Here is a 12,471-nt window from a genome sequence, read left to right on the forward strand (position 1 = left end):
TGGCGTATCATTGATGCTGTCTTGGATTCACTACACCTATTCTCGTCATCTCCTAGAGCGACGAAGGAGCGAAATAGGAGATCTCTTGCTGTGTAGGTTAGCTAATCGCATAGATAGTCGATTAAATAAACCTTCAGATAAAACAAAAGGTTGACGCTTTCACGCCAACCTTTCTAATTTTCTCGAATCTCGAATCTCGAATCTCGAATCTCGAATCTCGAATCTCGAATCTCGAATCTGATGTGACCCCATAAAAGTAGACACTTAATACAGAGCATTGAGTGTCATGAAAGTAAAATCACAAAGACAATATACAGACGAATTTAAACGAGAAGCTGTTCAGCGATCTCTCGATTCTTCTGATACCGTTAAGTCAGTAGCACTATCCTTAGGAATATCGCCGGTGCTACTTTCTAAATGGAGATGCCAAATGACATCGAAAAAGACTAACTCCCTCCCAATACCTAACCACGGCCCCGAAAAATCCTTTGCACAACTGGAGAAAGAGATCCGTCAATTGAAAAAGAAGCTTGAGATGGCAGAGCTGGAGAATGATTTCTTAAAGGAAGCGAAGGCTTTCTTCGACAGCCAAAAAGAATAAGGTTCGAGTATATCCTTAAGAAGGCCAGTGTGAAGCTTCCTGTCATACGACTATGCCAATGGTTGGGTGTTTCTAAAGCGGGTTATTACAAGTGGCTAACAAGGAAACCATCGAAGCGAGAGACAGACAATGAGTCTTTAAGTCACTACTTGAGGAGAGAAAGCAAAGCTCAGTATTGTATTCCAGGCTATCGAAAGCTTTGGGAAGCAGCGGTCGCTAACGGCTTTATTTGTAATAAAAAGCGAGTACAGAGGCTTCTGCAGAATATGGGCTATCGCTCTTGCGCGAGCAAGAAGCGATATGGACGAGCACCAAGACAAAATACGCTTATACCTGCCTATAACATTCTTGCCCGTCAATTTAAGGTGGATAAACCCGATCGAGTTTGGGTGTCAGATATAACTCAGGTGCGCTGTACTGATGGTTGGCAATACCTGTGCGTCGTCTTAGATTTGTTTTCACGCAAAGTGATTGGTTGGTCGACAAGTCGCATTAATAACGCAAAGTTAGTGCTAAGAAGCCTGAATAAGGCTTGGAAACAAAGGCAGCCCTTAGGTCACGAGCTTTTGTTTCACTCCGATCAAGGTATACAGTATCGAGCGTTGGAGACGATCCGTTGGCACCGTAAACGAAAGATTAAAGTCAGCATGTCGAGAAAAGGAAACTGTTGGGACAACGCTTGTTCCGAAAGCTTCTTTGCGCAATATAAGAAAGAGTGGATGAACAACTTAGATCAGCTTTCACGACAAGAAATGACGATGCAGAGTCGAATTTATATCGATACCTATTATAATCCAGTAAGAAGACATGGGACTCTAGGTGGAGTGAGTCCCATGGACTTTGAACTAATCAACTAAACCCCTGTGTCTACTTTTTAGGGGCCATATCAAATCTCGAATCTCGAATCTCGAATCTCGAATCTCGAATCTCGAATCGCTTACATGCGTTCTAGAGTATCGATACCTAGAAGCGACAGACCTTGCTTGATCGTCTTCGCTGTTAGTGCAGCAAGCTTCAGACGGCTCTGTTTAACAGCTTCGTCTTCAGCAACTAGGATAGGGCACGCCTCGTAGAAGCTAGAGAATTGACCAGCTAGTTCGAACAGGTAGCTACACATGATGTGTGGTTGACCTTCACGAGCAACAGACTGAACTGCTTCTTCAAATTGTAGAAGTTTCGCGATAAGCGCTTTCTCTTTCTCTTCAGTGATTTTGATTTCACCTTCAAGCGAGTCCATAGAAATGCCAGCTTTAGCAAATACAGAAGCAACACGAGTGTATGCGTACTGCATGTACGGTGCTGTGTTGCCTTCGAATGCAAGCATGTTGTCCCAATCGAACACGTAGTCAGTAGTACGGTGCTTAGAAAGGTCTGCGTACTTAACCGCTGCCATAGCAACTGTGTTCGCGATCGCTTTCTTCTCGTCTTCTGCTAGTTCTGGGTTCTTAGATTCGATTAGCTGCGCTGCACGAACTTCGGCTTCATCAAGAAGATCAGCAAGACGAACAGTACCGCCTGCACGAGTCTTGAATGGCTTACCATCTTTACCTAGCATCATGCCGAACGCGTGGTGCTCAAGAGAAACAGATTCTGGGATGTAACCTGCTTTACGAACGATAGTCCAAGCTTGCATTAGGTGCTGGTGCTGACGTGAGTCGATGAAGTAAAGTACGCGGTCTGCGCCTAGTTCTTCAAAACGGTATTTTGCACAAGCGATATCTGTTGTTGTGTAAAGGAAGCCGCCGTCACGTTTCTGGATGATAACGCCCATTGGGTCGCCATCTTTGTTTTTGTATTCGTCTAGGAATACAACCTGTGCGCCGTCATCTTCTTTAGCAAGACCTTGCTCTTTTAGGTCAGCAACGATAGTTGGAAGCATGTGGTTGTACATGCTTTCGCCCATTACGTCATCACGTGTTAGAGATACGTTTAGACGGTCGTAGTTGCGTTGGTTTTGAATCATTGTTACATCAACAAGCTTCTTCCACATCTCTGCGCAGAACTCGTCGCCGCTTTGCAGTTTAACAACGTAGCCACGTGCTTTAACTGCGAACTCTTCGTCTTCATCGTAAAGCTTTTTAGATTCACGGTAGAAGCCTTCAAGGTCAGCAAGCTCCATTGAAACTTCGCCAGACTCAGCTTGAACGCGCTCAAGGTTTGCGATAAGCATACCAAATTGAGTACCCCAGTCACCGATGTGGTTAGCACGGATAACGTTGTGGCCTAGGAATTCAAGAGTACGAACTACCGCATCACCAATGATCGTTGAACGTAGGTGACCAACGTGCATCTCTTTCGCAACGTTTGGTGCAGAGTAATCTGCAACAATTGTTTGTGTTTCTGCTACTGCAACACCAAGGCGAGAATCAGCCAATGCTGCGTCTGCTTGTTGTGCTAGGAAAGCTTCATCTAGGAAGATGTTAAGGAAACCTGGGCCTGCGATTTCTACTTTAGAAGCGATACCGTCTAGGTTTAGAACGTCCAATACTTTTTGAGCAAACTCTCGAGGATTAGTGCCTAGTCGCTTAGCAACGCCCATAACGCCGTTTGCTTGGTAGTCACCAAATTGTGGTTTTGCAGATTGGCGAACAGCCGCAGGAGAGCCTGCAGGTGCGCCAGCGGCTTCTAGAGCCTGAGATACTTTGTCATTAATAAGTGCTTGGATATTCACACGCGTTTCCTTCAATTCAAGGATGATAAGAGTGGCCGTTATTTCGAGGTCATTAAATTGGTTAATTATGCATCTAGTTAACGATTTAATGCCGAAATGAACAACAGACACTGTTTAAGTTCACAAAAATGGCGTTAATCATACCAATTTTGTGGGGTTTCTTATAGGTCGAATTGATAGAAAATTAACATTTCCTGAGTGGTTTTTGACAATCGACTTTTAGCAAGACGCGTTTGCATGTTTAAGGAGCGAAAAGAACATAGTTATTGAGTATTTTTTGTAAAAGCAACGCTTGTTGCAAAAGGCAAAACTGATAACATGCAGCCATTATTTGGAGAACACAGACAATGATGATGAGCCTGAAGCAAGCTGAACTAGAACCACAACAAATGATCGCCCGCCTTGATACCTTTATGGCAAAAATCGAGAACCTAGGAAATACATTGGGTTTGGATTTAAGCTTTGCTCAAGCGGATCATATTGCGCTTCGAATCAATGACACTGAGCTAGCGAAATCTGCCCATCAAGCATGGTCTGAGTACGGCTCTACGATTTCAGAGGCGATGATTAATGGTCGTCCAATTGTGGTGTTGGCTTTCGATGAACCGTTGAAAAGCCTTGGCTGGAGCATTGAATGTTTAGAGCTGCCATATCCAGCAGAAGGTAAGATTTACCCAAGCCAAGATTGGGAACATGTAGAGTTTGTGATTCCGTCTCATGCTCAAACGGCTGATGAGTACTTAGCGGATCTTAAAGAAACTTACCCGCAGTTCGCTGCTAACTTTGAAACGCTGGCTGAGCAAGGCGTTAAGATCAAACTTTCTAGCCCGAAAGGCGAGGGTGAACGTTTGAATAACCCAACAGTGGCTTTTAAACATCAAGGGATTTGCATCAAGCTACATCCACACTCTTTGAAGAAGATTGTGGAATCAGAACAGGCGTAATTTGAGCAGAGAGTTGCCAGGAAAGAGATTCCTGATCTCGCCTAGGCTCGTCGGAATGACGGGGTGTTCGAAGGTGTTTGCCACAGTCTATCTATGGATACTGAAAGACTGAGCGTTCGAGGGCGTATGTTGGAGCCTATAGCGAGAAGATTCATCATCGACTTCGTCATTCCCGATAGCGACGAAGGAGTGTAATTGGGAATCTCGTAAAGCGAGTCTGATCATCAGATACAAAAAACGCGCGATGGGCTAACCCTATTGCGCGTTTTTTATTGGGTTCTAACTGGAAGTCTTACCGGAAATCGTTATCCGACTTACAGAATCACAGTCTTATTGCCGTAAACAAACACATGATCATTGATCACCTTGTTTAACGCCTTACTTAATACATTCTTCTCTACGTCACGACCGGCTTGTGCCATGTCTTTCGCGCTGAAGTTGTGATCCACAGGGATAACATCTTGCTTAATGATTGGGCCTTCATCCAAATCATTAGTCACAAAGTGTGCCGTTGCGCCAATGATCTTCACGCCGCGCTCATACGCTTGTTGGTATGGCTTCGCGCCAATAAATGCTGGCAAAAAGCTGTGGTGGATATTGATGATCTTGTGGTTGTACTTTTCAACAAATCCTGGAGTCAGCACTCGCATATACTTAGCTAAAACAAGGTAATCAGCCTCGTATTGGTCAATTACTTCTAGCATCTTCTTCTCATGTTCTTCACGGTTTAGCCCTTCGTGAGAAACATGGTGGTAAGGGATGTCAAAGCGCTCGGTTAGGCTTTGTAGAATGTCGTAGTTACCGACAACGGCTGCGATTTCAACGTCTAAGCTGCCATCGAAGTTCTTCATGAGAATGTCGCCAAGGCAGTGTGCTTCCTTGGTCACGAGTATCACTACACGCTTGCGAGACGAATCAACAAGCTTACGTTTCGTGTTTTCTGGCAGGGCTTGGTCTAAATCGGCAAGCAAGGTTTCATCATTGAAATAGCCTTCAAGCTCGGTGCGCATAAAGAAGTGGCCACTTGTGTTATCTACGAACTCATTGTTGTGAATAATATTGAGTTGGTGCTTATAACAAATGTTGGTGATCTTAGAGATGAGGCCCGGGGCATCAGTACAATGTGTTAGTAAAGTTTTTCTTTCCATTTGCATCTTACTTCCATGAAATATTTTTATTCTTCAAATTAAATGCAGGCCGTCGAACGGTGAACTGAGCCGCAATATCACCGTTATAATTAATCTATTATCAAGTTGGTTTCAACAAATTCTGCTGCTGATTTATCGCTTTGATAAATTGTTTGATATAGAAATATCAGTTTTTAGATAGAAAAACAGGCAGAAGCTTCATTTTTAAAAGTTTTGACCGTAGTACGCATTTGAACTTCAACCGAGGCATTTATGCCTTGGCCAAAAATAGAGGTGATACTTATGGATAAAGAGTTACTAGCCAAAAAACTGTACTGCAAGCGAGTGAATTCATTGGCGAGAGGTACCGAGTTAGATGGTCATGTTCTAGATGAAATGTGGGAAAGTAAGACCTCACCAACCGATGCAGCGAAAGCCATACAGCCCGGTGATAACCATTTTGAAGGTGCCCCTTGGCTGTCACGTTATCTAAGTCGAAAATAAAAACGACTCTCTAATTCTTACTTCTTCAGTTCTTACCTTCAAGGTAGCTTAAGTCACGTCAAACTAAACCAAACACCTCCGGTGCGAAGTCATTCTTGATTCGCGCCGGCTCACTAAACCTGCCATAATTCGCCTTCTATTTTTCTAAACTTCGTACTCTATGATATCTAAAACGTTTTCTGCTGATGGTGCTCTGGGTAAAGCGATCCCCGGGTTTCAACCACGACAAGCTCAGCTAGACATGGCTGAAGCGGTTTCACAAGCTATTGAGAAACAGAGCCAATTAGTTGTTGAAGCGGGAACGGGTACCGGTAAGACCTTTGCTTACTTAGTGCCAGCGCTACTGAGTGGCAAGAAAACCATCATTAGTACGGGGTCTAAAAACCTTCAAGAGCAGCTGTTTCACCGAGATTTACCTTTGATGGTCGATGCGCTTGGCTTTTATGGTCAAGTTGCGTTACTCAAAGGGCGTTCAAACTATTTGTGTTTGGATAGGCTCAGCCGTCAAATGATCGAGAGTCATGGTGCTCATACCGATCCAACACTGCTGGCTCAGTTAGTCAAAGTTCGTAGTTGGTCGTCATCCACTCAAACGGGTGATTTGGGCGATTGTGATGATATCGCCGAAGACAGCCCGGTTATCCCGACTATTACCTCGACCAATGACAACTGCTTAGGTAAAGAGTGCCCAAGCTACACCGATTGCTTCGTGCTGAAAGCGCGTAAAAAAGCGATGGACTCTGATGTGGTTGTGGTAAACCACCACTTGTTCTTAGCGGATTTGGCGATTAAAGAGACCGGATTTGGTGAGCTGATTCCTGAAGCTGATGTGTTTATTTTCGATGAAGCGCATCAACTTCCTGACATCGCCAGCCAGTACTTCGGACAATCGGTTTCCAGTCGACAGATCCAAGAGCTAGCTAAAGACATTGAAATCGCTTACCGAACTGAAGCCAAAGACATGCGTCAGCTACAGAAAGTAGGGGATAGGCTCGTTCAATCGTCAGCCGATCTGCGTATTGTGCTTGGTGATACCGGCTTTCGTGGTAACTGGCGCGAAGCCTTGAAATCTGAGTCGATTGCACGCGAGTTGGTTCGTTTGCAAGATGCTCTACAACTTGCTGTTGATGTATTGAAGTTAGCACTTGGGCGAAGCCAACTGTTAGATACCGCTTTCGAACGCGCAAACATGATTAAGTCGCGTATCGAACGTGTATGCGACGTGTCGATCACTGGCTATTCGTATTGGTATGACACCACGCCGCGCCACTTTGCTTTGCACATCACACCGCTTTCTGTCGCCGATAAATTCCACGAGCAGATTGAGCTTAAACCGGGTGCTTGGGTATTTACCTCTGCAACCTTGGCGGTGTCGGATGATTTCGACCACTTTACTTCTCGATTAGGCTTAAAACCGTCGGCACAGTTTTCACTGCCGAGCCCGTTTGATTACCCGAATCAGGCGCGCTTGTGTGTGCCTCGTTATCTTCCTGAGCCGAATAGCCCGGGCTTAGCCGATAAGCTAGTAAGAATGCTGACCCCTGTGATTGAGCAAAACCAAGGTCGCTGCTTCTTCTTGTGTACTTCACACAGCATGATGAAAGAGTTGGGGGAGCGATTCCGTGAAACCCTCTCGGTTCCAGTTCTGCTGCAAGGTGAGACAAGTAAGCAAAAAACCTTAGCCGAATTCATGGAATTAGGTAACGCATTGCTGGTGGCTACTGGTGCTTTCTGGGAGGGGATAGATGTTAGGGGCGACGCATTAAGCTGTGTTATCATCGATAAATTGCCCTTTACGGCCCCTGATGACCCTTTACTTAAGGCTCGAATCGAGGACTGTAAATTAAAAGGGGGTGATCCTTTTGCACAGGTACAGTTGCCAGACGCTGTGATTACCTTGAAACAAGGTGTCGGCCGATTGATACGTGACAAGCGCGATAATGGCGCTTTGATTATTTGCGATAACCGATTGGTGACTCGCGATTACGGTGGCATATTTTTGGCGAGTTTACCGCCTATCCCACGTACCCGTGACTTAGGGGTCATTAAAGAATTCTTAGCTAAAGACCATTCAACCGCTGCTGATTAATTGGCATTGTTGAATTTAGCCATTATTTTTAGATTAGATAACAGATATTTGAGACACAAATGAGCGCGAAAATTCTTGCAGTAGATACCGCAACTGAAAACTGTTCAGTTGCATTAGTAATGGGTGACCAGGTGTTCGCACGTAGCGAAGAGGCTCCTCGAGACCATACGAAAAAAATTCTACCTATGGTGGATGAAGTACTGAAAGAAGCGAATGTCGCTTTAACCGATATCGATGCTATCGCGTTTGGCCAAGGCCCAGGCAGTTTCACGGGTGTACGTATTGGTATTGGTATTGCTCAAGGCTTAGCTTTTGGTGCTGATTTACCGATGATCGGCGTCTCTACATTGGCAGCGATGGCGCAAGGCAGCTACCGTAAATTTGGTGAAACTCACGTTGCGACAGCGATTGATGCGCGTATGAGCGAAGTATACTGGGCTCGTTACAGCCGCGAACAAGATGGTCGTTGGACTGCGGTGGATGCCGAATGTGTAATACCACCAAGTGAACTGGCTGCGCAGTTAGAAGCAGATTCTGAAACATGGGCGAAAGTCGGTACCGGCTGGGTAGCTTATGCCGAGCATATGGACACACTAGCGATCAACACCAAAGCGTGTGAAGTGCTATTCCCAGAAGCTCAAGATATGGCGTTCCTTGCTCAATTCGCTTATGCAGAAGGTAAAGCGGTTGCAGCAGAAGAGTCTGAGCCAGTTTATCTTCGTGACAAAGTGACTTGGAAGAAACTGCCAGGTCGCGAATAATTTTTACAAGGTTCTGATGCAAATTAGGTCTAAATGCGTATTATTTAGATTTGAGAGGGCAGATATTTAGTCATGGTATCAATTAACAACTTACCTCCTTCTTCGATAGGCAATACGTCTAAGCCGAATCGAATTAAAAAGAAGGAGCAGGCAAAAAAATCTGATGCTAGCACTGCGGTTGGGCAACCGACTAAGGTGGCTAATGCTGTTTCTCATTCTATTCGTCAAGTTAAAGAGTCTGAACTGCACAAGGCTCAAATCCAGTATGATCTTCCAGAAGGCCGAGGACGTAAGGCTATGGAAGAGTATATGGATGTAATGAATCAGGCGAAGAAAGAAGAACTTGCAAAGCTTATCGGTGTCGATATCTACATCTAGAGCTTCTTATTAATGCCTGTTTAAGGACCAGAACCATGTCTAACTATCTCTCTAAATTACGCTTAATAGCCTTTTCTCTTGGTGTCTTGGTGCTTGCCGGGTGTTCATCACTTCCTAGCGAGCTTGAAGCAAAATCAGAGCCTGTGATTAGTGATTACCAACAATGGGTCGACCAACTACCGGATGCGAAAAGTGTTCGATTAGGTGGCGTTATCTCTAAAGTGACCAACTTGAAAGACAGGACTCGAATCGAAGTCGCCAATATGCCGATTTCGAGTAGCGGTAAGCCTGATCTAGACGCAGAGCCAAGCGGACGTTTTGTTGGTTATATTGAAGGGTACGTTGAACCTCTAAGCTTTGCAGAAGGTCGCCTGATTACTTTGGTCGGTCATTCAAGCGGAAGTGAAGATGGAAAAATAGGGGAATACCCTTACACCTTCCCTGTAATGAAAGTGGACAACCAACGACTGTGGAACATTACTGAGCGCGTTGTTGTTAACGATTTTGCACCAACCTACTACTCGTGCAGAAGTTTACATTGTCGTAGTTTTCAAACGATGCCAAGACAAGGCCGAGTGATACAGGACGTAGAGTAATTATTTTTATTAGACGTTGATTGCTCAAACAGATGGAACTAAATGTTTGATGATTGAAAAGTCATACTCCCTCGCGAGCGGGACGCTTGCAACACAACAGATTGGCAACCCACAAACGACCGCAACGACGGTCGTTTTTATTCATGGGTGGTTGGACAATTCGTCCAGTTTTAACCAGGTTATGCAGCAAGTCGCCAAGCTTGCTCCCAATGCTCACCTTGTAGCTATCGACCTCTTCGGACACGGCTTCTCGTCGCACAAATCGGGAAGTTACTACCCATTTCATGATTATATTGATGACTTGCATCAGTTGGTGACTAAATTATCGCCAAACAGACTGGTACTGGTAGGACATTCACTTGGTGCATTGATAGCAAGTTGCTATAGTGCCGCCTTTCCTGAAAAGGTGTCAGGATTGATTCAAATTGAAGGTCACGGACCTCTTTCTGAAGCTCCCCACGAAACAGTCTCTCGCTTGAGGGATGGGGTACTCAGTCGTCTTCGACAGCGAAGAAAGCCTTCACGTCCTCTGGCAAGCCTTGAGGATGCTATTAAGCTGAGAGCTCACGCCAACCAAATTAATGCTGAATTAATCGCTCCTATTGTTGAGCGAGGTATTGTCGAGTTCGAGAACTCTTGGCAATGGCGATGCGACCCTAATCTAAAATGTGACTCGTTATATCGAATGTCACAGGCGCACGCTGAAGCGATTATGGCGGCTATTGAATGCCCTCAATTAATAATCCTAGGGAATGATGGATTCCGACATTTGCAGCATAATCGCTACAAATCAGTGCATAGTCCTCTGCATATAGAGACTGTTCCTGGTGGACATCATTGTCATTTAGAGAGCCCAGAGCTAGTTTCAGAGCTAATTCTTGGTGTAGTTAACAAAATTTAAACAAGTGTTTGAGCCTTTTAGTGCTCATGCACTAAAGCTGTGCTGTAATACCGCAATGATAAAAAGCGGCGAAGCAGTCGTCAGCTGATAAACGAGGAGTAACATCGTGGATAAACCTTGGCTTTCACGTTATCCAAGTGACGTACCAGAAACGATCAACCCAGATCAGTACCCATCTCTTGTAGAAATGTTTGAACAGTCGGTACAGAAGTACGCGGACCAACCTGCATTCGAGAACATGGGCTCGATTATGACATTCCGTAAGCTTGAAGAGCGCAGCCGTGCTTTTGCCGCTTACCTACAGAATGACTTGAAACTGAAGAAGGGCGATCGCGTCGCGCTAATGATGCCAAACCTACTGCAATACCCAATTGCACTATTTGGTGTATTGCGTGCCGGTATGATTGCAGTGAACGTCAACCCACTGTACACACCTCGTGAGCTTGAACATCAACTGAACGATTCTGGTGCAAAGGCGATTGTTATCGTATCTAACTTTGCGAGCACGCTAGAGAAAGTTGTTGATAACACGCCGGTTAAACACGTAGTTCTAACTAGCCTAGGGCAAATGTTGCCACGCGCGAAAGGGACAATTGTCGACTTCGTAGTGAAATACGTAAAAGGCATGGTGCCTAAGTATGATCTGCCGGGTGCTATCTCATTCAGAAAAGCGCTGCACAAAGGTCGTCGTCTTCAATATGTGAAGCCGTTCATGGCGGGTGATGACATCGCGTTCCTACAGTACACCGGTGGTACTACGGGTGTTGCGAAGGGCGCAATCCTAACGCACCGCAATATGATCGCGAACGTACTTCAAGCGAAAGGGGCTTACGGTCCTGTTCTGCAAGAAGGCCGCGAGTTAGTTGTAACGGCATTACCGCTTTACCACGTATTTGCACTGACGGTGAACTGCTTGCTGTTTGTTGAGATGGGTGGTCGTAACCTTCTAATTACTAACCCTCGTGATATTCCTGGCTTTATTAAAGAGCTGCAAAAGGTTCCGTTTACTGCGATTACCGGTGTAAACACACTGTTTAATGCACTAGTTAATAACGAAGATTTCCACGAGTTGGATTTCAGTAACCTACGCCTATCTGTTGGCGGCGGCATGGCGGTTCAACGTGCTGTTGCTGAGCAATGGAAGAAAGCGACAGGCATTCACCTATTGGAAGGCTATGGCTTAACTGAGTGTTCACCACTGGTAACAGGTAACCCATACGACCTGAAAGACTACACAGGTGCTATTGGCCTACCTGTACCATCGACAGAAGTTCGTATTGTTGATGATGAAGGCAAGGTTATTGCTAATGACCAAGTAGGCGAGCTACAAGTTCGTGGTCCTCAAGTGATGCAAGGCTACTGGCAGCGCCCTGAAGCGACTAAAGAAGTGATCGATCAAGACGGTTGGTTATCGACAGGTGACATCGTTAAGTTTGATGACGAAGGCTTGTTGTACATCGTTGACCGTAAGAAAGACATGATTCTTGTATCAGGCTTCAACGTTTACCCGAACGAGATTGAAGACGTAGTGGCTCTGCACGGTAAGGTGTTAGAAGTGGCAGCTATCGGTCAACCTCATGAAGTGTCTGGTGAGCTGGTTAAGATCTACGTGGTTAAGCGTGACCCTAGCCTGACCAAAGAAGACATTATCGCGCACTGTCGTGAGCACCTAACGGGTTACAAGATCCCTAAATTAGTCGAGTTCAGAGATGATCTTCCAAAGACTAACGTAGGTAAGATCTTACGCCGAGTACTGCGTGAAGAAAACGATGCAGAACTTGCGAAACGCGCTAGCGAATAATTAACCCGTTTACGCGAAAGTACAGCACCATAACCATAGAGGCGCTTAATCTAAGCGAGCGCTGAAAAATGGTGTTAGAATGCCGACAGTTAATGTCG

General features: G+C 45.2%; 11 protein-coding genes. 9 read left to right on the forward strand and 2 right to left on the reverse strand.

Annotated features, from left to right (window positions below; translation table 11 throughout):
- The first annotated feature begins 286 nt into the window (after positions 1–286).
- Positions 287–1,458 (forward strand): IS3 family transposase gene (locus OCV20_RS04600; protein ID WP_108721736.1). Its coding sequence is split into 2 segments (ribosomal slippage): positions 287–569 and positions 569–1,458, totalling 1,173 coding nucleotides; the frame shifts between segments, so codons are not numbered across the junction.
- A gap of 80 nt (positions 1,459–1,538) precedes the next feature.
- On the opposite strand, the gene argS is transcribed toward OCV20_RS04600, so the two are convergent.
- Positions 1,539–3,272 carry an arginine--tRNA ligase gene (gene argS, locus OCV20_RS04605; protein WP_017063415.1) on the reverse strand — a complete coding sequence of 578 codons (1,734 nt, stop codon included), beginning with the start codon at positions 3,270–3,272 and terminating at the stop codon, positions 1,539–1,541.
- 347 nt (positions 3,273–3,619) lie between these two features.
- Here argS and OCV20_RS04610 point away from each other — a divergent pair, with 347 nt between their 5' ends.
- The gene (locus tag OCV20_RS04610; RefSeq protein ID WP_086775833.1) at positions 3,620–4,216 is read left to right on the forward strand and encodes a VOC family protein; all 597 of its coding nucleotides are present in this window, start codon (positions 3,620–3,622) and stop codon (positions 4,214–4,216) included.
- A gap of 314 nt (positions 4,217–4,530) precedes the next feature.
- Here OCV20_RS04610 and purU read toward each other — a convergent pair whose 3' ends face one another.
- Positions 4,531–5,364 carry a formyltetrahydrofolate deformylase gene (gene purU, locus OCV20_RS04615; RefSeq protein WP_048611587.1) on the reverse strand — a complete coding sequence of 278 codons (834 nt, stop codon included), beginning with the start codon at positions 5,362–5,364 and terminating at the stop codon, positions 4,531–4,533.
- Positions 5,365–5,646: 282 nt separating this feature from the next.
- Between purU and OCV20_RS04620 the strand changes: the two genes are divergently transcribed.
- The 7 genes from OCV20_RS04620 to fadD all read left to right on the forward strand — a co-directional run bounded on the left by OCV20_RS04620 (position 5,647) and on the right by fadD (position 12,373).
- A complete protein-coding gene (locus OCV20_RS04620; protein ID WP_017062381.1) occupies positions 5,647–5,847 on the forward strand; it encodes a hypothetical protein in 201 nt (66 codons plus the stop codon).
- 160 nt (positions 5,848–6,007) lie between these two features.
- On the forward strand, positions 6,008–7,936 hold the full coding sequence (locus tag OCV20_RS04625) for a DNA repair helicase YoaA (protein WP_048611472.1): 1,929 nt from the start codon (positions 6,008–6,010) through the stop codon (positions 7,934–7,936).
- A 59-nt stretch (positions 7,937–7,995) separates the two neighbouring features.
- Entirely contained in the window at positions 7,996–8,697 is a 702-nt protein-coding gene (gene tsaB, locus OCV20_RS04630) for a tRNA (adenosine(37)-N6)-threonylcarbamoyltransferase complex dimerization subunit type 1 TsaB (protein ID WP_086775834.1), read from the forward strand.
- Positions 8,698–8,769: 72 nt separating this feature from the next.
- Positions 8,770–9,075: a hypothetical protein gene (locus tag OCV20_RS04635; RefSeq protein WP_048610433.1), complete on the forward strand. Its 306-nt coding sequence runs from the start codon at positions 8,770–8,772 to the stop codon at positions 9,073–9,075.
- A gap of 35 nt (positions 9,076–9,110) precedes the next feature.
- Entirely contained in the window at positions 9,111–9,671 is a 561-nt protein-coding gene (locus tag OCV20_RS04640) for a Slp family lipoprotein (RefSeq protein ID WP_048610435.1), read from the forward strand.
- Positions 9,672–9,720: 49 nt separating this feature from the next.
- A complete protein-coding gene (locus OCV20_RS04645; RefSeq protein ID WP_050645444.1) occupies positions 9,721–10,572 on the forward strand; it encodes an alpha/beta fold hydrolase in 852 nt (283 codons plus the stop codon).
- Positions 10,573–10,678: 106 nt separating this feature from the next.
- A complete protein-coding gene (fadD, locus tag OCV20_RS04650; RefSeq protein ID WP_017062375.1) occupies positions 10,679–12,373 on the forward strand; it encodes a long-chain-fatty-acid--CoA ligase FadD in 1,695 nt (564 codons plus the stop codon).
- Positions 12,374–12,471 lie beyond the last annotated feature (98 nt).

It is taken from the genome of Vibrio coralliirubri (genome assembly GCF_024347375.1).
In the GTDB taxonomy this organism is placed as follows: Bacteria; Pseudomonadota; Gammaproteobacteria; order Enterobacterales; family Vibrionaceae; genus Vibrio; species Vibrio coralliirubri.

Bases quoted from the DNA above. Each gene is read 5' to 3' on its own strand.
- OCV20_RS04610 (WP_086775833.1), top strand. From the start codon at position 3,620: ATGATGATGAGCCTGAAGCAAGCTGAACTAGAACCACAACAAATGATC.
- OCV20_RS04635 (WP_048610433.1), top strand. From the start codon at position 8,770: ATGGTATCAATTAACAACTTACCTCCTTCTTCGATAGGCAATACGTCT.
- OCV20_RS04645 (WP_050645444.1), top strand. From the start codon at position 9,721: ATGATTGAAAAGTCATACTCCCTCGCGAGCGGGACGCTTGCAACACAA.
- purU (WP_048611587.1), bottom strand. From the start codon at position 5,364: ATGGAAAGAAAAACTTTACTAACACATTGTACTGATGCCCCGGGCCTC.
- tsaB (WP_086775834.1), top strand. From the start codon at position 7,996: ATGAGCGCGAAAATTCTTGCAGTAGATACCGCAACTGAAAACTGTTCA.
- OCV20_RS04625 (WP_048611472.1), top strand. From the start codon at position 6,008: ATGATATCTAAAACGTTTTCTGCTGATGGTGCTCTGGGTAAAGCGATC.
- OCV20_RS04620 (WP_017062381.1), top strand. From the start codon at position 5,647: ATGGATAAAGAGTTACTAGCCAAAAAACTGTACTGCAAGCGAGTGAAT.
- OCV20_RS04640 (WP_048610435.1), top strand. From the start codon at position 9,111: ATGTCTAACTATCTCTCTAAATTACGCTTAATAGCCTTTTCTCTTGGT.